The sequence below is a fragment of the Sphingobacterium psychroaquaticum genome (genome assembly GCF_004421025.1).
Taxonomy (GTDB): Bacteria; Bacteroidota; Bacteroidia; order Sphingobacteriales; family Sphingobacteriaceae; genus Sphingobacterium; species Sphingobacterium psychroaquaticum.
Map to the genome: position 1 here is coordinate 3,120,361 of NZ_CP038029.1, position 25,338 is coordinate 3,145,698.

At 44.9% G+C, this 25,338-nt stretch carries 20 protein-coding genes and 1 pseudogene; 10 read left to right on the top strand and 11 right to left on the bottom strand.

Annotated features, from left to right (window positions below; genetic code table 11):
* The first annotated feature begins 8 nt into the window (after positions 1-8).
* On the top strand, positions 9-1,559 hold the full coding sequence (locus E2P86_RS13010) for a RagB/SusD family nutrient uptake outer membrane protein (protein ID WP_085471237.1): 1,551 nt from the start codon (positions 9-11) through the stop codon (positions 1,557-1,559).
* An 89-nt stretch (positions 1,560-1,648) separates the two neighbouring features.
* Positions 1,649-3,709: a family 16 glycosylhydrolase gene (locus E2P86_RS13015; protein WP_159451785.1), complete on the top strand. Its 2,061-nt coding sequence runs from the start codon at positions 1,649-1,651 to the stop codon at positions 3,707-3,709.
* Between the two features lie 318 nt (positions 3,710-4,027).
* Here the strand turns inward: E2P86_RS13015 and E2P86_RS13020 are convergent, their stop codons facing one another.
* A complete protein-coding gene (locus E2P86_RS13020; protein WP_085471954.1) occupies positions 4,028-4,723 on the bottom strand; it encodes an ABC transporter ATP-binding protein in 696 nt (231 codons plus the stop codon).
* A 29-nt stretch (positions 4,724-4,752) separates the two neighbouring features.
* On the bottom strand, positions 4,753-6,234 hold the full coding sequence (locus E2P86_RS13025; protein ID WP_085471236.1) for a DUF5687 family protein: 1,482 nt from the start codon (positions 6,232-6,234) through the stop codon (positions 4,753-4,755).
* A gap of 183 nt (positions 6,235-6,417) precedes the next feature.
* Here E2P86_RS13025 and E2P86_RS13030 point away from each other — a divergent pair, with 183 nt between their 5' ends.
* From E2P86_RS13030 to mgtA, 4 genes are all read left to right on the top strand, one after another.
* Positions 6,418-7,098: a response regulator transcription factor gene (locus E2P86_RS13030; RefSeq protein WP_085471235.1), complete on the top strand. Its 681-nt coding sequence runs from the start codon at positions 6,418-6,420 to the stop codon at positions 7,096-7,098.
* Positions 7,098-8,465 carry a HAMP domain-containing sensor histidine kinase gene (locus tag E2P86_RS13035; protein ID WP_085471234.1) on the top strand — a complete coding sequence of 456 codons (1,368 nt, stop codon included), beginning with the start codon at positions 7,098-7,100 and terminating at the stop codon, positions 8,463-8,465. The genes E2P86_RS13030 and E2P86_RS13035 overlap by 1 nt, the downstream gene beginning before the upstream one ends.
* 103 nt (positions 8,466-8,568) lie before the next feature.
* Positions 8,569-9,273: an MgtC/SapB family protein gene (locus tag E2P86_RS13040; RefSeq protein ID WP_085471233.1), complete on the top strand. Its 705-nt coding sequence runs from the start codon at positions 8,569-8,571 to the stop codon at positions 9,271-9,273.
* Positions 9,274-9,283: 10 nt separating this feature from the next.
* The gene (gene mgtA / locus E2P86_RS13045; RefSeq protein ID WP_134433456.1) at positions 9,284-11,989 is read left to right on the top strand and encodes a magnesium-translocating P-type ATPase; all 2,706 of its coding nucleotides are present in this window, start codon (positions 9,284-9,286) and stop codon (positions 11,987-11,989) included.
* A 258-nt stretch (positions 11,990-12,247) separates the two neighbouring features.
* On the opposite strand, the pseudogene E2P86_RS18410 reads toward mgtA, so the two are convergent.
* The 3 genes and pseudogenes from E2P86_RS18410 to E2P86_RS13060 all read right to left on the bottom strand — a co-directional run.
* A pseudogene (locus E2P86_RS18410) lies at positions 12,248-12,421 on the bottom strand (type II toxin-antitoxin system RelE/ParE family toxin); the annotation flags it as partial.
* 124 nt (positions 12,422-12,545) lie between these two features.
* Positions 12,546-12,785: a hypothetical protein gene (locus E2P86_RS13055; protein ID WP_085471230.1), complete on the bottom strand. Its 240-nt coding sequence runs from the start codon at positions 12,783-12,785 to the stop codon at positions 12,546-12,548.
* Between the two features lie 158 nt (positions 12,786-12,943).
* Complete coding sequence (locus E2P86_RS13060) at positions 12,944-13,822, bottom strand: DMT family transporter (RefSeq protein WP_085471229.1); 879 nt, start codon at positions 13,820-13,822, stop codon at positions 12,944-12,946.
* 351 nt (positions 13,823-14,173) lie between these two features.
* On the opposite strand from E2P86_RS13060, the gene bla reads away from it, so the two are divergent.
* Entirely contained in the window at positions 14,174-14,971 is a 798-nt protein-coding gene (bla, locus tag E2P86_RS13065; protein WP_234991037.1) for a BlaB/IND/MUS family subclass B1 metallo-beta-lactamase, read from the top strand.
* Between the two features lie 85 nt (positions 14,972-15,056).
* Here the strand turns inward: bla and E2P86_RS13070 are convergent, their stop codons facing one another.
* From E2P86_RS13070 to E2P86_RS13080, 3 genes are all read right to left on the bottom strand, one after another.
* Entirely contained in the window at positions 15,057-16,391 is a 1,335-nt protein-coding gene (locus E2P86_RS13070) for a MutS-related protein (RefSeq protein WP_085471227.1), read from the bottom strand.
* 110 nt (positions 16,392-16,501) lie between these two features.
* Entirely contained in the window at positions 16,502-17,083 is a 582-nt protein-coding gene (locus tag E2P86_RS13075) for an NAD(P)H-dependent oxidoreductase (RefSeq protein ID WP_134433457.1), read from the bottom strand.
* A 65-nt stretch (positions 17,084-17,148) separates the two neighbouring features.
* Positions 17,149-17,718, bottom strand: coding sequence for a Crp/Fnr family transcriptional regulator (locus E2P86_RS13080; RefSeq protein ID WP_134433458.1), 570 nt, complete (start codon positions 17,716-17,718; stop codon positions 17,149-17,151).
* A gap of 229 nt (positions 17,719-17,947) precedes the next feature.
* On the opposite strand from E2P86_RS13080, the gene E2P86_RS13085 reads away from it, so the two are divergent.
* Positions 17,948-18,394 (top strand): GNAT family N-acetyltransferase, encoded by a 447-nt coding sequence (locus E2P86_RS13085; RefSeq protein ID WP_134433459.1) that lies wholly within the window; start codon positions 17,948-17,950, stop codon positions 18,392-18,394.
* Between the two features lie 341 nt (positions 18,395-18,735).
* Positions 18,736-20,334: an endonuclease MutS2 gene (locus E2P86_RS13090; protein ID WP_134433460.1), complete on the top strand. Its 1,599-nt coding sequence runs from the start codon at positions 18,736-18,738 to the stop codon at positions 20,332-20,334.
* Between the two features lie 128 nt (positions 20,335-20,462).
* Here E2P86_RS13090 and E2P86_RS13095 read toward each other — a convergent pair whose 3' ends face one another.
* Positions 20,463-21,518 carry an NAD(P)-dependent alcohol dehydrogenase gene (locus E2P86_RS13095; protein ID WP_134433461.1) on the bottom strand — a complete coding sequence of 352 codons (1,056 nt, stop codon included), beginning with the start codon at positions 21,516-21,518 and terminating at the stop codon, positions 20,463-20,465.
* Positions 21,519-21,666: 148 nt separating this feature from the next.
* Between E2P86_RS13095 and E2P86_RS13100 the strand changes: the two genes are divergently transcribed.
* Entirely contained in the window at positions 21,667-22,194 is a 528-nt protein-coding gene (locus E2P86_RS13100; RefSeq protein ID WP_134433462.1) for a GNAT family N-acetyltransferase, read from the top strand.
* A gap of 42 nt (positions 22,195-22,236) precedes the next feature.
* Here the strand turns inward: E2P86_RS13100 and E2P86_RS13105 are convergent, their stop codons facing one another.
* Both E2P86_RS13105 and E2P86_RS13110 read right to left on the bottom strand, forming a co-directional pair.
* A complete protein-coding gene (locus tag E2P86_RS13105; protein ID WP_134433463.1) occupies positions 22,237-23,055 on the bottom strand; it encodes a ZIP family metal transporter in 819 nt (272 codons plus the stop codon).
* A 119-nt stretch (positions 23,056-23,174) separates the two neighbouring features.
* The gene (locus E2P86_RS13110) at positions 23,175-25,331 is read right to left on the bottom strand and encodes an IPT/TIG domain-containing protein (RefSeq protein WP_134433464.1); all 2,157 of its coding nucleotides are present in this window, start codon (positions 25,329-25,331) and stop codon (positions 23,175-23,177) included.
* Between the last annotated feature and the right edge of the window lie 7 nt (positions 25,332-25,338).

A 25,338-nucleotide genomic window follows, 5' to 3' on the forward strand; every position in this document is an offset into this window, starting at 1 on the left:
AAAGCAACATGAAAAATTATAAATTAATCCTTTTAAGTGGGTGCATCGGCGCCGCATCGCTGCTGAGCGGATGCGACAAGTTCTTAGATAAGCCCTTAGAAAATCAACAACGCTCCGAGGAAATAAACTACAGCAACCTGGCACAGATGTATGCCCCGGTTTCAGGTGTATATCGTGCTGCATCGGATGATAATTTGGTTCACTGGATCGACCTGTCTATTCGTTGTATGCGGGACGACGACTACCAACAGGCTGCACCTAGTCCCACCGACAATCCGGAGCTCATGGCGATCAAGAATTTTCAGCGCGATGTAACGATTCAATCCTACTGGGGGCTAAATCAATCCTGGATCAGCTATTACAGTCTTGCCATAGCGGCCAATAATGCGCTGATGGAGCTGGACCTCTTCGCGCAACATATTCCTGCAGGAAACAGTGCTGATCTCGCGTTAAACAGGCAGTACAAAGCAGAAGTACGCTTCCTACGCGCCTACGCACACCTCATGGCTTCACGCCTTTTCGGCGATGTGCCTATCCTTTCGGATAGCGGCGATATTGCGCGCTTAACAACGATCGGAAAGAGCTCCTTTGCGGAAGTCAGACAGTTTATAATCGACGAAATGAACGCGAGTATTCCCGACCTGGAAGATAAACGACCGAACGAATCCAAGCATATCGGTGCGGTCACCAAATACTCGGCGCTCTTGCTGAAAGCGAAGGCAGCGGCAGACCTTGCCGGAAATAACAACAGCAGTCCGTTTTGGGATGAAGTACTAAATGCAACTGATCAAATCATTAACAGTAATAAGTTCTCTTTGTATGGAGATTATTACCAATTGTTCAAACGTCCTGGAAAATTAAGCAACGAATCCCTATTTGAGTTGCAGTATTCAGACTTTGGGCTTCCGGCAGGTGATATTGTTCGTCCGGGTGTCGATTGGGGAACGTTCTTTCGCTGGCAAGGCCCGGCCGGTGACCAACGTGGAAGCGCGATCTCGGGAGCCGGATGGGTACCACCATCACAGAATATTGTAGATTTCTTGACAAACCGCGGCGACCTTACCCGACTGAATACAACAATTCTTCATTGTGGTATTGATGGCGACCCCGCTACATTCAAAGAAACCCCAAGTGGCGATAAAGTGTATGGAAACACATTCCGAATCAAATATTTCAACGGAAAAACATACCTCCCTGTTTCACAAATGACCGAAGGACGGGTGGAATATGGTGCAAACAACAATGTGCGTATCCTTCGCTATTCGGATGCCCTCCTACTCAATGCGGAAGCAAAAGTGCGGAAGGGACAAAATGGAGATGAGCCTTTCCGTTTGGTACGCGAGCGTGTAAACATGTCGGCAATTACCGGCGTTACCTTAGAGCAGATACTGGATGAACGTCGCGCCGAGTTTGCCTGTGAATGGTGGGGCGAACGTTTCAACGACCTCGTACGCACGGGACGCGCGAAGCAAGTCTTTGGGGATCGTTTTATTCCAGGACAAAGTGAATATATTCCGATCCCGCAAACACAAATTGACGCCAACACAAATTTTAGATAACGTAACTTGCATGACTGTATGGTGCCTCTTTAGGCGAAGCACCATACGGCCATACTTCCCATAAGGATTCTTCACTAATACGAATGACAATGAACTGGACAAAACGAATAGCATGGATGGTATTTTTATTTATTTCGACCTCCACCTCCCTCTTAGCGCAACGAAAAACTGCAATAAAAGCAGAAATCGTCAAGCAAAAAAGTGGCTATGTATTAAAACGCGGCGGCAAACCTTACTTTATTAATGGTGCCGGTGGCACGGGGTATTTAGACCGTTTACATGCGTATGGCGGTAATTCGATCCGCACCTGGAGCATTGATAATGCGAAACGCATCCTCGATGAAGCACAACGTTTGGGTCTCACCGTTACGTTGGGTATCCGCATGGGCACCGAAAGACATGGTTTTGATTACAATAATCCGCAGGCCGTAGCCGAGCAATTGGAACGCGTCCGAAAAGAGGTGGCGGAATTTAAAGACCATCCGGCGCTTTTGGCCTGGGGAATTGGCAACGAGCTTAATCTACATTACAGTAACCCCAAAGTATGGGACGCGGTAAATGAGGTCGCTGCGATGATTAAGAAACAAGACCCAAACCACCTGGTTACAACAATGTTGGCCGGTGTAAACAAAAAGGAAATCGATTTCATCAAAGCAAAATGCCCGGCATTAGACCTCCTTGCTGTGCAGGTCTATGGCGGATTAGCTTCTGTTCCGCAGCAGCTCCGTGAGGCAGGTTGGGATAAGGCCTATATTGTGACCGAGTGGGGACCTACCGGCCATTGGGAAGGACCGCAAACGCCATGGAAGGCATCCATCGAAGAAAGTAGTAGCGAAAAGGCTGCCGTGTATAAAAGTAGGTATCAGGCGTCTATAGCACAAGATAAAAACTGTCTGGGTTCGTATGTATTTTTATGGGGACAAAAACAAGAGCGTACACCAACTTGGTACGGGCTCTTTACCGAGCAAGGCGAAGAGAGTGAGGTGATCGATGTTATGCATTACTTATGGACCGGAAAAGAACCACAGAATAGAGCGCCACATTTGGATGCACTTCTACTCGATAAAAAGAAAGCTTTGGATTTTATTTACCTACGCCCCGATCAGCTGTATAAGATTGACGTGCAGGTTTCGGATCCAGATGGTGATACACTTCATACGCGTTGGGAGTTGCTCCCGGAAAGTACCGATCTAAAAGAAGGTGGTGACCGCGAAAGCAGACCTGCACCGATCGCAGGTGCTGTTGACCCTGAATCCTATAATAGAGCGACACTTACGGCTCCTGCTACACCCGGCGCATATCGTCTCTTTGTCTATGTGACGGATGGTAAAAATAAAGTGGCGACCGCCAATATTCCGTTTTATGTACAGCCGGCCGATGCCACCACGGCAACAAACGGAAAATCGTACCGTTTTTCAACACAACCTACCTGGGCAGATGAGTTTGATTACAAGGGGCTGCCTGATCCAAAAAAATGGTCCTATGATGTAGGTTCGCAAAACGGCGGTTGGGGAAACAATGAACTCCAATATTACACGGACGCCGATTCAAAGAATGTCAAGGTTGAAAATGGTGTATTGAAGATCACGGCCCTCAAGGAAGAAAAGGAAGGGATGAACTACACCTCTACCCGCCTTGTAAGCAAAGGTAAGGGAGACTTCCTTTACGGACGTTTTGAGGTTCGCGCAAAAGTACCGTACGGTCGCGGCACCTGGCCTGCTGTATGGATGTTGCCAACCGATTGGGTATATGGCGGCTGGCCTAACTCCGGTGAAATCGATATCTTGGAGCATGTCGGCTACGATCAAAATGTGGTGCATATCTCCGTACATACCAAAGATTACCACCATTCCGTAGGCACACAAAAAACAGCGGTTAAGAAGATTCAAGGAGCCAGCGATACGTTTCACCTATACCGTATCGACTGGACCCCCGATTATATTAAAGGATTTGTGGACGACATCGAGATCTTTCATTTCGACAATGAAAAGAAAGATTTTAAGGCTTGGCCTTTTGACCAGAAATTTCACTGGCTAATCAACCTGGCAGTGGGCGGTTTCTGGGGCGGCCACAAAGGTATCGATGACGGTATCTTTCCGGCAAGTATGGAGGTGGACTACGTGCGGGTATATGACTTGGTTAATCCGTAGTTGACTAGTTGGTGGTTGGATAGTTGGTAGTTGGTGGTTGGTAGTTCGTTAAAACTAAGGACTACCAACTACTATCTACGATCTAAAAACTACACACTAAACTTGCTGGCGTGAGCCTTTGGCTCGTGTCCTTCAGCATGATATCATAGTAAGTCCGAGCTACAAGCCTGCCTGCGGTAGGCAAGCTCGAACTAGCGGAAATGATAGACATAACCCCAAAAGCCACAAAATTCAGCTGCGCTGAACCCTTCACGGTTTGTGGCTCTACTATCTACGAACTACGATCTAAAAACTACAATCTACTCCCTACCAACTAACCTAAATTGCAAAAAAAGCTTCCAGCTCTTGCAAGGTCTCGGCAGACGTTACGCTATCCTTCACGACCACCCCTTTGTTCAATGCGATAATCCGATTCGAGACATCCACGGTATGCGATAGATCATGGCTCGACACCAGGATCGTGTGGGCACCCGTCGTCGAAAGATCCAGGATTATCTTCTTTAAGCGAAATTGACTACTCGGATCCAGGTTCGCAAAAGGTTCATCCAAAATAATAAGTTCAGGATTGCCAATAAACGTAGCAACAATACCGACTTTTTTCTGATTTCCTTTGGACAGGTCACGCAGGTATTTCTTCTTTCCTAAGATTTCATCATTAAAGAAGTCACTGTAGTTTGCTAATAACGCATCAACATCCAGGTTACGCACGCCTCGCAACTCCCCCACAAAGTAAAAATACTCTTCTGCCGTTAAGTAATCAATCAAAAAGCTTTCGTCTATAAAAGCGCTCGTAAATTCCTTCCAACGTCCATCACGCTGTACATGGACATCGTTAACAGAGATTTCACCTGTAGTGGGCCTAATCAGATCCAATATCAGACTAAAAAGAGTGGTCTTTCCCGCGCCATTATTACCGACCAAGCCAATGCTATCACCTTTACGAATAGTTAAGGCCGGAATATCCAATACACATGCTTCGCCGTAATATTTAGTAAGATCTTTTATCTCTATCATGTTATTCAAATTATAGTTAAAGGAAGTCATTAGTTTACACTTTGTTTAAAGCCAATCAACATATCATGCTTTTTTTCATCATAGCAGGCGGCGATGCGCTGTATAAGCATCTTGCGCAACAACAGCCCCATCACACCGAACAACGCAAGCGCTACGACAGCGGCCTGTTGGTTCCAAATCATTGAGGTGAGCCCCCAAATCAACATCGGCCCCAGCATAAAAGGAATAATGATCAGCCATTGGGCTGCGCCCGTTCCCTGGTAATTAAAGGTCGCCGATTTATCCAGGTCAATCCGTTTCCGGTTAAAGCTGCCAAAGTATAAGATCAAAGGGATATTAACGCCTATATTATACAGAGCACAGGCTAACTGAAGGAACAATATTTGATACCCGAAATAGACATAAGGTGTACTCAATATCGCCAATATGACCACCGATAAAGTCATCAATAATGCTTTTGATTGTAAGTATTGGTAGAATGGTATATTTTGAGTCATCAACATCGGAAAATAAGAGCTATCCCATGCCGGTACAAACTGACCAAAATTAGCAACAAAGATCCCCGTAATGAAAATACCAACAAAGATCAACATTACCGATCCTTCGGGTTTGCTACTCGGGTAAAAAATCAATCCATAGCCCAAAAAGAGTAAGGCCATATAAAGGGTGGCTTTTGTTCGTTTATTACGCCACATCAACCGAATATCGAGCTGTAAAAAAGGAGCGAGTTTACCGAATCTATTTGTCCAATCTAAATCCAGCTGCTGTACGGTCTCGCTTTTCCCCTTTAAAGAGGCATCCAGGTACAACAGGTTGGATAACTGCCTGACATTGATAATGTATAGCAACACACATAATACCGCGGGTATCAACGCCAAAATCGGATATTTAAGTACCGTGTCTAAGTATGTACCAAAGAGGCTGGTAAGCGAAAAAATAGCATAATGATCCAACAGGTATAACCCACCTACCAGCGAGACAACCAGTGCAAAAGATGTGATACTACTGTTTATGGTACGTTGTATTATGAAGTTCAAGAAATTTATCGAAAAGACCACCCCTTTGACCGCAACCAACCAAGCCAATATAGCAAGGAGATCCGGTTGATTTTTGGTATAATATACAATCACAAAAGGAATAAAAAACAGAAATGCGAGTAAATTAAAGAAAGAGAACAAAGTCTTGATCAACACATAGTTGACAATAATCTTCCGTTTAATTTCCTGCAAGAGCAATGGCTTCACCCGCATAACCGGTAAGTTCTGCATCATAAAACGAATGAACAGATCTACTGCAAACCAAACCAAAAGATAGCTATTGATAATATGGAGCGGATCCTGACCGGGAAAATACTTTTCGAGCAACGGATGTATCCCAAGTCCCAGCGACAAGAAAATCATCATAAAGTACAGGGCAAAGAAACCCAGCAATGCTTTCATCGCAATCCCCTTACCTAAACTAGCCGAACGAAAAAAAGCCTTCCATTCTAAAACGAACAATCGTCTGAACATATACAGGAAAAATTTAAGTTGGAAGAGGTCATACTCTCCCTATGTTAGTATGAATTGTCCTAAAAATAGGAAAAATAATAGACTTTCACCGGTCTAAATTTCATTACGCACGAAACCGTCACGGTCAGTAGCTCTAACCCCTTAACCATCTAACTTCTTAACTTCTTTTCCTAACTTTGTGTTATGCAGATTCTCCTGATCGAAGACGACTTACGTGTAGCTGAACTTATCCAGCGCGGATTGACCGAGCATGGCTTTACCCCGACGTTGGCCTACGACGGTCTTTCGGGTAAGAAGTTAGCCCTACAAAACAACTACGATCTCCTCATTACGGATATCATCCTTCCTAAGATGGATGGTTTAGATCTATGCAAGGAAATTAGGCAAGCCAAACCCGATATCCCCATTATTATGTTGACTGCCTTAGGTACGACTGATGATAAGGTAGAAGGTTTTGATGCCGGTGCAGACGACTACCTGGTCAAACCGTTCGAGATGCGCGAGCTTTTGGTCCGCATTCGAGCGCTCCTAAAACGAAACAGTAAGAATACCCAACACACTGGATTTATCATCCGATATGCCGATCTAGAGATGAATCTACATGCCAAAGTGGTCAAACGGGAAGACAAAGAAATCAACCTGACACCGAAAGAGTTTAAGCTGTTGGAATATATGCTTCAAAACCCCGAACGCGTCCTTTCCCGCTCAGAGATAGCCGAGAAAGTATGGGATACCCATTTCGACACAGGCACCAACTTCATCGATGTTTACATCAACTATCTGCGTAAAAAAATAGATAAAGACCACAACAATAAGCTGATACACACCAAATCAGGCATGGGCTTTGTGCTAAAATCAGAGTAATGCAGATTAAAACAAGATTAACCTTACTATTTACCCTCATAGCGGCAACTATTCTCCTGATCTTTGCTGCCGTTATATATTACGCGGCGAAGGAAAGCCGAGAGCGTGAATTCTATGCCTTATTGCAGAAGGAAGCCTATACCAAGGTTAATCTATTCTTGGATGCACAAGTAGACAAAAACACACTCCAAGAAATCTATCACAATAATCGAAAGATACTGAATGAGGTGGAAGTAGCGATCTATAGCACGGACTATAATCTACTTTATCACGACGCCGTCGATCTGGATTTCGTCAAGGAGACCGAAAAGATGTTGCAAGAAATCCGAAAGAAAGGGAAGATCGAATTTTACCAAGATAACTGGCAGGTAATCGGTATCGTTTATCCCTACCGAGGGCAAGACTTTATTGTCACTGCTGCCGCCTACGACCAATATGGATACAACAAACTGGAGCATCTGCTCCAAACGATGGTGGTGGTGTTTATCTTCTCCATGGTCATCATCTACCTGGCGGGGCGGTTATTCTCCACACGTGTTTTCGCCCCGATCAATAGCATGACCGAGAAAGCACGTCGTATATCCGCAACGAACCTCGATCTTCGCTTAGCGAGCAACCACACCAAGGATGAGCTATCACTTCTGGCTGATACCTTCAATGATATGCTGGATCGTTTGGAAAATTCATTTGATGCACAAAAAAGCTTTGTCTCCCATATATCACATGAGCTACGGACACCATTGGCTGCGATTATTGCCGAGCTGGAACTGGCAGGAAACAAAGAACGTACCACAACAGAATACAAGCATGTCATCAACAATACCTTATCTGATGCTCAAAAACTAGTACGCCTCTCCAACAGTTTATTGGATTTTGCAAAAGCGAGCTACGACCCTACGGAAATTGCTTTTCGTCCGGTTCGAGTGGATGAACTTCTTTTAGATGCGCGGCAACAAGTCCAGCAAGCGGAGAAGACCTACAAAATAGATATCCACTTCAGTGAAGATATTGAGGACGAAAACCATATCTCGGTGAATGGAAATGAATATCTTCTGAAGGTTGCTTTTATCAATCTTTTTGAGAATGGTTGTAAATTTTCACCCTTACGTCAAAGCACCGTACATGTTGCCTTTGATGCCCAGGACATTATCCTCCATTTCTCCGATCAGGGGATTGGTATTCCTGCAGAGGATCTCGAGAATATCTTCCTCCCCTTTTACCGCGGAGAAAACCGACAATTTGCCGATGGAAACGGTATCGGTCTCCCCCTGACAAAAAAGATTATTCTACTACACCAAGGCGAGCTGTCCGTACAATCGATCGCACAGGAAGGGACCCGCTTTACCGTTCGGCTTCCCCATCTCTAATTCATTCTAATAAAATTCTAATATTTTTCTAGTGGCCTTCTAACGGCGACTATGCGCTTGTATCCTCACTTTTGTGCACTGCAAAACATAAAGCGTGTCAAATATGGGAATCTTAGACTTTACATTACGTCTCCTTACCGGCCTTGTGCTCGGAGCTGCAATCGGTCTGGAGCGCCACTGGCGGCAGAAACGTGCCGGTTTACGCACCAATACCTTGGTATCCTTAGGTGCCACGGCTTTTATGTTACTGTCCATCGAAATCGGGGGTGATGCCTCCGCCCGTGTCGCTTCGTACATCATCAGTGGCATTGGTTTTTTAGGGGCTGGTGTCATCATGAAAGATGGCTTAAACGTTCAAGGCCTAAATACCGCAGCAACCATTTGGTGCTCGGCGGCAGTCGGTTCACTAAGCGGCATGGGGAAACCACGACAAGCACTCGTCCTCACGGCCGTTATTATGCTTACCCACCTCATCTTACGACCCATCGGCCGACGACTCAGCAAGCTCACCTTTACGCAATCAACAGATATGGAAATCGATTACCTGTTTACCATTGTCTGTAAACCACAGATCGAAAATCAGGTGCGGGTGTTGCTGATGCAAATGTTGGGCAATGAAGATGATTTATTGCTCCAGTCACTCTCCTCTGATGATACCGAAGACAGCGATAAGGTATCGATTCAATCGGTTATCAAAACCGCCAGTCCGCAGGACGGATTAATAGAACGGGTAGCGAGCCGATTAACCATCGAAGAACATGTTGCCAAAGTAAGCTGGGAAATTATAGGAACACAATCGGACCTCTAAAAGAGTCGTTATGAAAAAATTAAAAGACAAAATCAGCACCCCATTCCAAAGTGCGATCCACGCGAGTGGTATGAATATGGCCACGGTTATCAAATTGCAGCAAGCCTCCAGTCAGGATGATAAATACGTGTATGCGATGCTGGAAACTAATGTGCAGGGTATCACGAAAGTAATGGCGGAAGAGCGGCGTACCAAGTTTGGCTTAAACGAGGTACAACACCAAATGGCACCTCGCTGGTATAAGCAACTGTTGGATGCTTTTGCCAATCCCTTTATCTATATATTAATCGCGATCGCCGGTGTATCATCCATTATTGATATTTGGCTCCCACAACCGGAAGACCGGGATTACAAGACGGTGCTCGTCGTATCCATCATGATTTTCATCAGTACCTTTCTCCGTTTCATACAGGAGTTTCGCAGCAACAAAGCCGCAGAAAAGCTTAAAAGTATGGTGAAAACGACAGCTACGGTGCAACGTCGTTTTACGGGGAAGCTCGAAATACCAATCAGCAAATTGGTTCCTGGGGATGTGGTCTATTTATCGGCAGGCGATATGATTCCGGCGGATTGCCGCATCGTGCAGAGCAAAGATCTTTTTGTCAGCGAAAGCATGCTGACGGGCGAAGCCCTACCTGTGGAGAAAAACCATCTCCCAATCCGAGATGCAGCAGATAAACGGGTCATTGACCTGCACAACCTCTGCTTTATGGGGACCAATGTGGTCAGTGGTTCTGCAATCGCCGTAATTGTGGCGACAGGTAATAGCACCTACTTTGGAAGTATCAGCAAATCCATCACGGAGGACCGTCCGGAAACAAGCTTCGACCAAGGGATCAACAAAGTAAGTTTACTACTCATCCGTTTTATGTTGGTCATGGTGCCTATTATTTTTTTAATCAATGGTTTCGTTAAGGATGATTGGTTGGAAGCCTTATTGTTCGCTATTGCCGTAGCTGTGGGATTAACGCCCGAGATGCTGCCTATGATCGTGACCGCCAATCTGGCGAAGGGAGCGGTGAATATGAGCAAACGAAAAGTAATCGTCAAACGCCTGAATGCCATTCAAAATATTGGAGCGATGGATATTCTGTGTACGGACAAGACGGGGACGTTAACCCTGGATAAGATCGTGCTGGAAACACACCTGAATGTGTATGGTGTAGAGGATGACGAGGTCTTGAAATGGGCATATCTGAACAGTTTCCATCAAACAGGCCTACGAAACTTAATGGATAAAGCGGTACTCGATCATGTGGAGCTACACGATTACCTCAAGGTGGAAGAGAAATATATCAAGGTCGATGAGATTCCTTTTGATTTTGAGCGTCGGCGGATGTCGGTTATCCTAAAGATGCATAACGGTAAACATTTGTTAATCTGTAAGGGAGCTGTAGAGGAAATTTTGGAGCTTTGCAGCAAGGCGCTGGATCCGGGCGATGACCGGACAGTCCATTTAGAGAGTGATAAGGCTGTTCCTATGGATGATACTATGCGTAAGATTGTCCTGCGCACATCCAAACGACTCAATGAGGAGGGATTGCGCGTACTTTTAGTAGCCACTAAAGAGTTTGATGCGGCCCATCCCCTTACCTATTCATTAGAGGATGAAAAAGACCTAACACTAACGGGGTTTATCGGTTTCCTTGATCCCGCTAAGCCTTCTACAGCGCCGGCCATTGAAGCACTACAAAAGTTGGGCGTGGGCATAAAGGTGCTTACCGGCGATAATGAGACCGTGACACAAAAGATTTGTCGTGATGTAGGTATTCCGGTAAATGAAGTCGTAAATGGCAATGAGCTGGATAACATTTCCGATGACCAATTGATGGAACAGGTGGAACGTGTATCTGTTTTCGCCAAATTGAACCCCTTGCAAAAGGTACGTGTTGTCAAAGCCTTACGCGAAAAAGGACATACCGTAGGCTTCTTAGGGGATGGAATCAATGATGCGGCGGCGCTTCGGGAAGCGGATGTGGGCATCAGTGTGGATACCGCAGTGGATGTGGCCAAAGAGAGTGCGGATATCATACTCTTGGAAAAAGATCTTTTGGTGTTGCGCAAAGGGGTGATCTATGGACGTCGTACCTTTGGAAATATCATTAAGTATATTAAAATGACGGCCAGTAGCAACTTCGGAAACATGTTCAGTATGGTCGGTGCAAGCGCTTTTCTGCCGTTCTTACCGATGCTTCCTATCCATCTATTGGTACAGAATTTATTGTATGACATCTCACAGATTTCGATTCCGTGGGATAGCGTCGATGAAGAGTTTTTACGGGAACCCAAAAAGTGGGATGCTACTGGTATATCCCGATTTATGGTATACATAGGCCCCATAAGTTCGATCTTTGATTTTGTGACTTTCGCCGTCATGTATTTTGTGTTCAAAGCAAATACGGTGGAACATCAGACCTTGTTTCAAACGGGTTGGTTTGTGGAGGGATTACTCTCGCAGACGCTGATTATCCACATGATTCGTACCCGCGAGATTCCGTTTATCCAAAGCTGGGCAGCGGCTCCGGTGGTGGCCTTGACTTCCTTAATCATGGTCATCGGGATACTCCTTCCTTTCTCTCCTTTTGCGGGAGCACTTAAAATGGAACCACTCCCGCTAGCGTATTTCCCGTGGCTGATCGGTATTTTAACCGCCTACTGTTTATTGACGCAATGGGTCAAGAATTGGTTTATCCGGAAGTTTGATACCTGGCTTTAGGAAGGGGCCTTGGTAGTTGGGTGGTTGGGTAGTTGGTGGTTTGTAGATTGTAGAGCCACACCCCCCCGAAGGACGCAGCTACATTTTGTGGCTTTTCTATTTACTACCCTTGCTAATTCGAGCCTGCCTACCGCAGGCAGGCTTGTAGCTCGGACTTTTCTTTGAAGCCTACAGCTCAATCTTTATAGTTAGTAAAATAGCGAAGCACACTAGCCCAAGGCTCGTGCCAGCAATAGATGTAGTACCTTGCACGATATTTTACTTTCGATATTTATTAATTGGATTCTTACTCGTATGAAACACGGCCAAGATTAGAACTATACGTAATTGTTCGTAGATTTTGAAAACTAAAACAAAAGGAAAGACGCCGATTTTACATTCCCTGTATTGGTTGAACTTTATCTGGTATTGCTCTGGATTATTTGCTATTAGGTTTACTTTTTTTCAACTGAAGATTCAAATTTCGCACCTAGACCTTTTAATTTTTCTTCATACCATAAATATGCCTCGATATATTCTTTCTCTGCCAATTTATGGAAACGAATGTTGTATTTCGTCAAACCTCTTTATGTGTTTTTGCGTTCTCTTTTACTTCCATCCATGAAGAAGTCGGCTTTCCATCTTCTTCAAACATTTCTACACGTTTATCAAGCTCTTTAATTGTCTTAGCATCATCCCATCCGATACTTTTGCTATTAATTTCGTCTTCTAATAATGTATAGGCTTCTCGCAAGCTGTTTTCATCAGCATTGTTGATATAGTTAAATAATCGATTTCGAATAGTTTTTACTAACATAGCCCCTACTTAATAGTTGTATCACAAATATACATAACACCATACGAAAACCAAAACATTCGATTGCTGCGTCTTAACCTCCTCAAAATGAAGACGAAGTTTTCGGTAGAAGTTCAAGGGAGTAAAAACTGCTCTCCCTTGAAACATCTATTTAACTACTATGCGGCCAGTTTACTTTCTCGCATGGAGAAGATCGACTGTAAAACCACCGACATCATAATCAATCCAAGTCCGATATAGAAGGAAGCATTCACTTCTTGTCCTTCTTTAAAGAAAAGAAATGCCATCGCAATCGCATACACCGGCTCTAAATTAAACGTTAAGCTTACCGTAAACGTCGGAATTCGCTTCAACACCTCGGCAAAGATCACATATAGTCCTGCCGTACAGAAAAGTGCCAATAGAAATAAATACAACGTATCACTTCCGGTCGGAACAAGCGTATCCGATGGAAAGAAATACAAGTAAACAGGTAAGAGGAGCCCGATTCCAATCATTCCTCCTGCCATCTGGTAATAGTTGATCAGTAAACTGTTATATCGCTTCACTAATCGTGCATTAAACACCGTATACAAAGCTGCTAATGCAGAGGATACAACGCCCAACATAATGCCCAGTTGGTAGCTACTATCGAAATGGAAAATAAGTGAAATACCTGCAATAGTCAATCCGCTTAACAGCAGTTCCATCGGGTTGATCTTCGTCTTATCGATCATGGGTTTAAAGATGGCCGTAAAGAAGCTCGTTAAACAATAGCATACCACACCGATCGATATGTTTGCAGCCTTAATACTGCCATAGAAAAATACCCAGTGTATCGCAATCAACATGCCCACCTTAATAATATCCATGCGTTGTGCGAATGGAATCTTTGTATTGACTTTAAAAATTCGTGTTAGAACAAAGAGAATGATCGCCGCAAAGAGCATCCGATACCAGGTCAAAAGACCTTCGTTTAATGTAATAAGCTTGCCGAAAACACCTGTAAATCCAGCTAAGAGCACAGCCAGGTGTAAGAGTAGATATGATTTTTTCATAAGAAGTCCTACTCACCCTTCTGGGCGAGTACAATATTAATGTTTGATAAATAATCACGCAGCCTTTTAAACTGTTGTTAAAAGGGCTTTACTGCGCATCCGATACGTACGAAAACACTAATATCTTGGTGGAGGAAGACTACTTTTTCTGTTCATATGTTATACAAGGTGAAAAAAATCAAAAAACGCGGTCATGGATTGCGCACAAAAAGGGCAAATATGCTCGTGGTTTGGTTGATTTACGTAACAAACGTAATAAAAAATCGCTACTAATCCTATAGGTATTTATTAGATATGATAATTGATTTACATGGTTCTACACGTATCTTTGTATGACATAAAAACGAGAACATGGCAGGATTAAAAAAAAGCAAAGAACTAGCTCATAACGGGTTCGGCACAAAAAAAAGCGGATTAAAAGAAAATATGATGCGCTTGATTTTTAGTTTCATCGCTATAATTGGAATAAGCCATGCGTCTGTCTATGGACAAGGCAAGCCTTTGGTCATCGAAAAGATAAATGATAAGATCTATTTATTTACCACATACAACACGTATAATGGCGTAAAAATATCGGCCAATGGGCTCTATATGTTGACAAAAAAAGGCGCGATCTTGTTTGATACCCCGTGGGACGCTACACAATATCAACCCTTATTGGATAGCATCCAGGAAAAGCACCAGATGTCGGTAATCGGTGTTTTCGCCTCCCACTGGCATGAAGACCGCGCAGGAGGCTTTGCGTACTACAATGCAAAAAAAATTCCGACCTACGCAACCAAGCTGACCAACGAGCTTTTGCACGCCAATGGGAAAGCTCGATCCACACACCTGCTTACCACCGGAAAAACATACACCATCGGTGGTGAATCATTTGTGTTTAATTTCTTCGGGGCAGGGCACTCTATGGATAACACGGTGGTTTGGTTTCCGGCATACAAAATCCTTAATGGGGGCTGTTTTATCAAAAGCGCTGATGCACAAAATCTCGGTTTTGTAGGTGATGGTGATGTTAAAGCCTGGAAACCAGCACTCGCTCGACTGATGCACCAATATCCCGATATAAAACTGGTTATTCCAGGACACGACGACTGGCGTGCTTCGGGTCACATGGAGCGAACATTAGAGTTGCTGGAGGGTAGTTTGTAGTTGGTGGTTCGTAGTTTGTAGTTTGTAGATTGTAGTTCGTAGATTGTAGAAGGTAGTTGGTGGTTCGTAGTTGATCATTTTTAGATCACTCAGCGGGTCCAAAAGCTTCGAAGACACCTTCCCTCCTTAACAACCACATACCCAATTTTTGATCGGCTACCCCATCGCGTAGACGGTACGTAAACAATACACCCGCATCATCATCGGTACGTGTCTCCATGGATTGGAAGCTAATCTGCTTATTTTCAGTCAGCACCTTTGTCAATTCCGTAATATGTGTAGAAAGAAAAAATAAGCTCTCCTCATCACTTTTCAAGCGCTGCACCAACAACAGTGTAGCCTCAAAAGCATCGTCGTAATTTGTTCCTTTAAAGAGCTCATCAAACATCACTGCCACTCGTTTCTTTTGTCCAACCTCCTGGGCAACTAATTTCACCCGATGTACCTCGCTCAAAAAGTGACTCTGACCAGATGCTAAGCTATCCGAAACATTAATGGACGTAATCAAACCACTATAGCACAGCAGATCCATCCGTTTTGCAGGCACGGGAAAGCCCATGTGTGCTAAAGCAATACATGCCCCCACACTTTTCAAGAAAGTAGATTTACCCGTCATATTGGCGCCCGTCAAGAACACGATATTTCGTCCCTTTTTTATGACAAGGTCGTTTGTCACCGGATTTTCCAGCGCCAGGTTATACAGCCCATCAATACGGATAAGCGTATCGCCTTCACGATGGAACGATGGGAAACACAGGTTCGACTGCCCCAACGTACGGCCGACGGCTCGAAAAGCGTCCAACGTGTAGACCATACGGAATATATCCTGTATCTCCTTTTGCTTGACGCTACGAAAGAGATGGTCGTACCGGATGCGTGTGCTTGCGGACAGTTTTCCAGACGCGATATTTTCCAGCTCCTCCATCTGCATATCTGCGACCACCTCGTAAAAGGAATCCGCCAGTATCTGCAACACCCCTGTGGCTTTCTTCTCTTTCTTTACTCCCGCAAAAAAAGAGGAAAGCCGAACAAGAATCTGTGCAATTTCTTTAATAGACTGCCGGATCAACAAATCTTCTTGCTGACTCCGTAAGGTCCAAAAATTAGTCGCCAATTTATCCACATAATGCGTAAATACGCTGTCAGAATACAGCTTATTGGTATTCGCGAGATACCGTTCTAAGTCAGACAGCATAAATTTATCGAACACCGTATCCAAGGCATCCACACCAGAAAGGTATTGAATAGCTTGTTGGCGTTCGTTGATTTCTGCGACGGTATCTAAGGGATGGCGGAAGTATTCGTACAACATATCTCGCCCTCCCACTGTTCCTGCGGAGTCGAAAAAACGCAATAAACTTGCGGAATTCCAATCCAGTGCATTTAGATCCGAGAGCGTTTGCTGGTCCAGCTTAAACATAATTTCACATCGTGGTTGGTTATCCGAATGTAACGAAAAAAGTGCAACAGCAAACCCTGAGGCAGAGGAATTAACATTTTTAACATTATCTCAGGAATAAGCGCGATCACCTACTTCCATTTTTCACCTAAACGGCGCACCTTCGCCACCCATTTCGATCGTTGTTCCGCGGTTGCTTTCTTTACCACACCAACATAGGTCAATCTGACGGGTCTGATACCACAAAACTCCAATGTAGACTTGCGAAGCTGATTCACACTTGGACGGCCAAACAGGAGTCTATATATCCAGCCGGGTTGATCCAACGTGGTAATAATCCTTGCCGATCGTCCCTTCAGCAGCTTCTCCCAGAAGAGCGAATTCTCCCGGTAGCTAAATGCCATCCCCGGCAAAAACAACCGATCAATAAACCCTTTCATCACGGCTGGTAGACCACCCCACCATACCGGGTGTACCCACACCAAATGCTCCGCCCATAGAATAGTTTCCCACGCGCGTTGCAGGTCAGGCTCCAATTCCATCCGTTTTTGATAACCATATCGTAAATTCGGATCAAAATCAAGTGCTGAAATAACAATCTCCCGAACCTCTGCCCCAGTATTTCGCGCACCTTCCACATAAGCCTGCGCCAATCCAGCGTTAAGGGCGGAAGGATTCGGGTGTCCATTGATTACTAGTATTTTTTTAGCCATTTTTATCTTATTCTATATCGTTCCAAAGGTAAAACAGTGAACAGCGGCTTTTAGTGGACAAATGTCTAAAAAGTAATCTCCTTACGAATACGGCTCAAATGCCGTTGGGTAATGCCCAAGAAAGAAGCTAAATAATGAAGCGGAATCTGTTGAATATAGATCGGATGATGACGCAATAAATAGGCATAACGCTCGGCCGCCGTTTCCCGGAGCAACTGAAAAATTCTATTCTCCAGTTCTAAATACTGCTGTTCGGCGACAACCTTTAGGAAAACCATCCATTTCGGGTTTTCCGTCACCCATTGATCTAAATCTTTCTTTTGAATAACAAGGAGTGACGCATCTGATAGTGCGCACAAGGTCTCTAGTCCCGGATCCCCCGTAATAAAGGATGAATATGCCCCCAAGAGGTCTCCAGGAAAGCGAAAGCAATAGGTGACCTCTTCGCCATTTTCTTTTGCATAATAAGACCTGAAGATGCCTGTTTCGATAAAGGCAACTTCTGTGCAACGCGTTCCCTCACGGATAAATGACGCCCCTTTCTTCAGGTGGCGAACCGTAAACAAGGGCACGAAGGCTTCAATTTCCTGATCATCGAAGATCGCAAAGCGCTTAAAGAATTCCGTTAGTGTCATCCCTATAAAAATAGTATTTATTCCCTGTTATCACACAGCATACCCCACTAAACGCCATCTTATTTATCCACAAACTGGACTAGCTAAAGGATTTAGGTAAAGAATACCTTTGTCACATCATTCAAAAAGGACGATTTATGATGAACTATCCATGTCATACAGACGCCACAAACACGCTTAAAAAAGCGTTGGATATTCTCTAAGCCATAGAAAGACAAATTATTTATATATGAAACATCTTATTAAAAAAGCAAGTTTAGAAGATCTGGACGAAACAGCCGAATTGTTTAACCTCTACCGTATTTTTTATCGGCAGGAATCAGACCTGGAGCGTGGAAAAGCCTTTATCAAAGAAAGATTACTGAACAATGAGTCGGATATTTTCTTAGCGATATACGAAGGAAAAGCCGTGGGTTTTACACAGCTGTACAAGCTTTTCCACTACACGAAACTGGAGAAACAGTGGTTATTGAGTGATCTTTTTGTACACCCCGATTACCGCGGTAAAGGGCTATCTATTGCACTCATTGACCGCAGTAAGCAATGGTGCGAGGAAACCGGCGCTTGTGGTTTGATGCTTGAAACAGAAAAAACAAATGATGTCGGCAACCAATTGTATCCGCGTTGCGACTTTGAATACGACGGTTTACACAATTACTACCATTGGTGGAAATAAACCCCTTTGCGAAGCCGGTGTCTGCGCCTCTTGCACACCGGCTCTTTTGCTTCCTCAGATAATTTGGCTACCTTTGTACCAATAAGTACAACATTTTATGTTTTCTGCATCCGTGTAAATACCATATCGCGAGTTAGCATCTCTACCCTGAGAGGCCAAGAATACTGAATGGGCACCTGTAAATATAAACAACAGCCCGCATCAAATTCAGTAGATTGTCGTGGTATGGAAAATCTCAATCCTTTTTTATTTAATTAATTAATCTAGTTGACCCTTTTTTGGTGACGGGTTACTAGTGGATTTATGTGGATCAACAAGATCCCGTATTATGATTTGAGATCATGATTTACCCGAATAATTTCGAACAGCGAATCGGCATCGATACGATTCGTCATTACATTATTGAAAAATGCCTGAGTACGCTTGGTACCGCGTGTGTACAAGCGATGTCTTTCTCTACCGACTGGTCCACGATCGAACAGTGGCTCTTGGAAACCGAGGAATTTACCCGTATACTAAACAACAAGGAAACTTTTCCGATCGATTTTTACCTGGACATGCGCGATACTTTGCGTCAGGTCGAGCACGATTTTACGCTTTGGTTTTCCGAGGAAGATACAGCTGGTTTAATGAACTCGCTACAGACCTTATCCGACATCGTCGGTTTCTTCCAACGTGCCAAGGTAGGCGCAGGTCGTCCCAAGTATCCCGCTTTATTGCAGGCCGCAGAGCGGATAAAAACCTTTCCAGCCGTAATTGAACAAGCAAACAATATCCTCGATAAATCTTTTAAAATCAAGGACAATGCTTCCAGCGCGTTGGCGCAGATTCGACGTGGCAAGATCGAAGCTACCAAGGCTATTTCACGTCATATGGAGGCCGCTATGCGCCAGGCGAAGGCAGACGGATTGATCAGTAAGGACATGCAGCCCAGTGTACGCTTTGGGATTCAGTTGATCCCAGTCAATGCCACACATAAAAGAAAGATCAAAGGTATAGTACATGATGGGTCTGGTAGTGGAAAAACCGTTTATATTGAGCCGGAAGCAGTCGCAGAGGCCAGCAATAAGTTAAAAGAACTGGAACGTGCAGAACGTCAAGAGATTATTCGCATATTGACGGTCTTTACCAACCTGGTTCGCCCCGCGATACAAGAGATGTTGGATGGATATAACTTCTTGGGCACGATCGATTTCATTCGTGCAAAAGCAGCTTTTTGCATTCGGATCAATGCTATCAAGCCTGTACTGGTGGACACCCCTCAGATACGATGGTCCAAGGCGGTCCATCCGCTCCTGCATATAGCGCTTTTACAGGAAAATAAAAGGGCGTATCCACTGGACATCACACTAGAGCAACAGGCGCGGATCTTATTGATATCAGGCGCAAATGCAGGAGGCAAGTCACTCTGCCTAAAAACAGTAGCCTTGCTGCAATACATGTTGCAATGTGGTTTATTGATCCCTGTTGAGGCAGGATCAGAGGCGGGTATATTTGCGCATATCCTCATGGATATCGGTGATGGACAAAGTATGGAAAATAGCTTAAGTACCTACACGTCCCATCTTTCCAATATGAAGGTATTCTTGCAGGAATGCCACAATAAGACATTGATTTTAATTGATGAATTTGGTGGCGGTACAGAACCGCAAATTGGGGGAGCCATTGCGGAAACACTGCTAGAGCGGTTTAACGAACGTGGATGCTTTGGTATTATTACCACACACTTCCAAAACTTGAAGCATTATGCCGACAGAACAGCAGGCGTTATCAATGGTGCGATGCTGTACGATGTGCAGCAGATGAAGCCTTGTTACCAATTGGCTATCGGTCAGCCAGGAAGTTCATATGCCGTCGAAGTTGCCCGCAACATTGGACTACCCGAAGATATAATAGAAGCGGCATCGGTAAAAGTGACGCGTTCAGCAGAAATTGTGTAACACGCTCTTCCTCTTTAGCCTAAAAGAGGGATACAGGATTTTTCAGAACGATAAAGGGTGCCCTTACAGGCACCCTTTACTTCTAATAAAACGGGGCAACCCCAGTCTTTACGTCGTAAATAAGATTGCTACCCTTTTAAGCTTTGCATATCAATCACAAAGCGATACTTCACCTCTCCTTTTAATAGGCGTTCATACGCTTCATTGATATCTTGCATGTTAATCAATTCGATATCCGAGGTGATGTTATGTTCACCACAGAAGTCCAACATTTCTTGTGTTTCTTGGATACTTCCGATGGTCGATCCGGCGAAGTTCTTACGTGCAGGAATCAAGCTAAATGGTGCGATTGGCAGCGGATGTTCCGGCGCACCGACCAAAGCCAATGTACCATCTACTTTCAACAGTTTCAGATATGCATTCACATCATGCTGCGCCGACACACAGTCTAACACAAAATGGAGTGTATTGGCATGCGCTTTCATCTGCGCCTCATCGGTCGATAAGATTACTTCATCAGCGCCTAAGCGTTTTGCATCCTCCACCTTTGATTGTGATGTGGTAATCACGACCACATGCGCGCCCATTGCTTTGGCAAGCTTAACCCCCATATGTCCCAAACCTCCGATACCAACAATCCCTACCTTTTGGCCGGGTCCCACCTGCCAGTGTTTCAAGGGCGACCAAGTCGTCACACCGGCACACAACAAAGGTGCTGCGGCCGCCAAATCCAAATTTGCGGGCACCCGTAGCACGAAATCCTGATCCACAACAATACGTTCAGAATAACCGCCAAACGTCTGTTTATTCAAGTGTTTATCCGCACCATTATAGGTTTGAATATTACCTTTTTCGCAATACTGCTCACTTCCCTTTTTACACTGTTCACATTCCCGGCAGCTATCCACCATACACCCCACAGCAGCCAAGTCTCCTACTTTAAATTTTGAAACGTTAGGCCCCACTTTCGTCACACGTCCCACGATTTCATGTCCCGGAACATTCGGATACACGGTGCCACGCCATTCGTTGCGGGCTGTATGCAAGTCAGAGTGACAAACACCACAATATAGGATATCAATCTCTACATCATTGTCGGTTGTCTCACGACGATCAATTTGCATTTGATGCAGTGCGGAAGCCGGTGCATCTGTACCAAAAGCTTTTACAGAAATTGTACGCATTATTTTTCGTTTTTAGATAGTAAACAATATAGCAATAAGCCGATTTAGCTTGACACTAATTTACGATATGTCTGCGATAGATTTTCAGTAGAATTAATTTTTTCTTTCTAAATTCGTCTCCATATATTATCCCAACAGCAAGAAAGAAATGGAAATACCGGGCACCAACACCAGCAATAACCTGATTTTTAGAGATGCTACACGCGATGATTTACCGATCGTTGTTTCGATTTACAACTCGACAGTTCCATCGCGCTTGGTGACCGCAGATACCGAACCTGTAACCGTTGAAAGCCGCATTCCTTGGTTTCAAGAACATTCTCCCAAAAAAAGACCCCTTTGGGTAATCGAGGATACGACAGGAAAAATCATAGGTTGGGTCAGCTTTCAGTCCTTCTATGGGCGGCCGGCTTACGATGCCACGGTAGAGATCAGCATCTACCTGGATGAATCTACCCGGGGGCAAGGCGTGGGTAAAAAGGCCTTGGAGTATGCCTTAGCAAAGGCACCTTCTTTTGGCGTGAAAACAATTTTAGCGTTCATCTTTACCCATAATGAAATTAGTTTGAAGCTCTTTGCAAAATACGGTTTTGAGACATGGGCACAGATGCCCAATATTGCCAATCTGGGTGGCATTGAACGCGGCTTAACCATTCTGGGCAAGCGTATTGCGTAACCTGCTGCTGGAAACAGATACAGCGGGATGAGGACCATGAAACTATCCCAGCGCTACGTCAAGCGTCATCATAATGATAAACCCGCCGATAAAACCCAGCGTGGCGATATCAGAGCTTTTGTTTTGCTGTGCTTCCGGGATGACCTCCTCGACCACTACAAAAATCATAGCGCCCGCAGCAAACGCCAAGGCGTACGGCAGTATCGGCGTAAACGTCGTAACCGCTAACGCCCCCACGACCCCAGCGATGGGTTCTACAATAGCGGAAGCTTGTCCATAGAAAAAGCTCTTCCGGCGACTCAGTCCCATACGACGTAACGGCATGGCAACAGCAATACCTTCCGGAAAATTTTGTAGACCAATACCGATAGCCAATACAACCGCTCCTCCAATAGTTGCTTCTGGAATACCTGCAGCCACACCCCCAAAAAGTACGCCCACGGCTAGTCCTTCCGGAATATTATGCAACGTAATGGCTAGAATCATTAACGTCGTCTTCTGCCACGGTGTCTTCACCCCTTCTACCTTTTGGAAGTTAACATGTAAATGTGGTAAAATCTTATCAATCGAAAACAGAAAGCCTGCTCCCATTATAAATCCAAGCACTGCGGGAACCACTTGCACGAACCCTTCCCCCTCACTCATATCAATAGCCGGAATCAATAAACTCCACACACTCGCTGCGACCATCACCCCGCCCGTAAAACCCAGCATACCATCCAGCACATTTTTGTTCATCTCCTTAAAAAAGAAGACAAATGCAGCCCCCAGCGCGGTTACCAACCAGGTAAACAACGTGGCATATAACGCCGCTAATATGGGATCAATGGTTTCAAAATATGCGATTACGGATTCTATCATGCTATTGGCACTACCTGGTTTTGATGTTGATGTAGCGCTACAAAAGTACTAAGTTTAAAGAAAAAAACCGACCCATTCTAAAGATTGGGCCGGTTCACAATATAAACTAGACTAAATCGCTAAAAGAAAAGCTTGCGGATCGCCTTATTGTTGGGATCCAACAAATATATATTCCCCTCATTATCCACCGCAATATCGCTGATCGCCGCAAATTTCGCTACTTGCAACGAACCATCAACAAAACCAAAACCAGCTCCTTTGAAGATGGTCGTCACCCGACGTGTAGCCATATCCACTTCCCGAACCGCACTGTTATAGGTATCTGCCACATACATCTTCGTACCTTGATAAATTACTATACCATTTATGCCGTTGAAGTAAGCATTCGATCCAATACCATCTTGATACCCGCCTTCGGAGTACCCCACCCAGTTGATATTCTGCGTGCCACTGACATCACGACGAGCAACACCATTGCCACTATTCGAGTTTTGATCCGCCCAATATATAGCACCTGACGCATCCACTGCCGGTCGTGCACTTACCCAGCTCGGTCCATTAATCTTCGAATAGTTCCCTGTATTATTCACCCGATTCATGCCCGCAGAAAATCCCGCTACATTCACATAAAGGACACCCGCATTATCGATCGTTAATTTACCCGGAGAGAAACCACTCGCGTAAACCGACCGTTGTCCGCCAGCTGTAATTTTGATGATCTGGTTCGCCGTCTGATCACCTATATAAATATTATTCTGCTTATCGATCACAATACCGGACGGCATACCAAAGGTCGCATCTTGACCATTAACCTTTAAAATTGATAGGTCACCCGACGGTGTTATCTTTTTCACCACCTTTTCTGCAGCATCTGTCACGTAAACGTTTCCTTGCTGATCGACAGCTATACTACCTAAATTATTACTCAATGCATTGCTCGATGGGCCACCGATCAAGGTCATGATCCCGGCTCTCCGGAAAGGTTTGGGCGATACCGCCTCTTGGCCACCCACCACGATCTTAATATCACCGGTAGTCAATCCTGCTGGTGCATCCAGCACCAAGGAGGTCTCCGTTGCTGTTTTCACAGCAGCCAACACACCGTTGAAATACACTTTATTTTCCAGCGCTACCGCGCTAAAACCTGTTCCTTTGATGGTCACCGCTGTTCCCGTAAGGCCGTTATCCGGGCTTACCGAGGAGATCCCTAGCGTTTGATCTTTAAACAGCGGTCCCGTACTTGCTTGATCATTCACCACAACGCGAATCGCACCAGAACCGGTTCCCCCAGGAACGATAAGCTTCAATTGATTTTCTGTTGCCTCCGCCAATGGAACCAATACATTGTTGATGTATACACTATTCTCATCCAACAACTTGCTAAACAACGACCCCGTAATCACCATCTCCGTTCCTTTGGGTCCGCTAAGCGGCGTTACTGTCTGTATAACCGGTTTATCAACGACCGTGAAGGTCGGGCCCGTTGTTTTCTGCTCATTGATACTCACCGATAAAGCACCCGTCGTTACCCCTTCCGGGGCACGCACCACCAAGCGCTCCGGTGTTGCTTCTACAATCGTTGCCATCTGACCGTTGAACTCCACCTTATTATTCGTAGCCAGGGCCTCAAATCCTTCCCCGGTGATCACCACATTCGTTCCCTTCCCCCCGGTTAACGGTTTAATGCTATGAATCGCCTGATAGATAAAATTTTGCCCTTTTGCTTCCTTGCCATCAACCTTGACCATCACGGCACCTGTTCCCGCTTCATTCGGCACCTCCGCTACAATCAACGTATCCGTTAAGCTAACCACCAAGGCTTTCTTATTATTGATATACACCGCAGCCGGGCTTTCAACACTTCCAAAACCAGCCCCGCCGATGCGAATCTGAGAGCCGGCCGGCCCATTGGTCGGAAACACCCGAACCACGCTCAGATCTTGATAGGTGTACGTTCCGATAGGCAATACTTTATCCCGGTATTTCACGTCCAAATTTCCGGATGCAGCGCCCACCGGCATACGCAACACGAGTGCCGTCGCTGTTGCACTGATTACTTCCGCTGACTTCCCCCCAATTGTCGCCTGATAATCGCCAATCGACGTCCCAAATCCTTCCCCTTCAATGGTGACCAACGTTCCTGCCTTACCCGAATTCGGATAATAGCTCGTCACCTTTAATTCCACCTGAGGTGGTACATCTTCCTTTTTCTCACAACTTACCGTTCCTATCACGAGCGCTAGAAACAAGAGCAAAAAATGATTATATCTTTCCATAAATAGT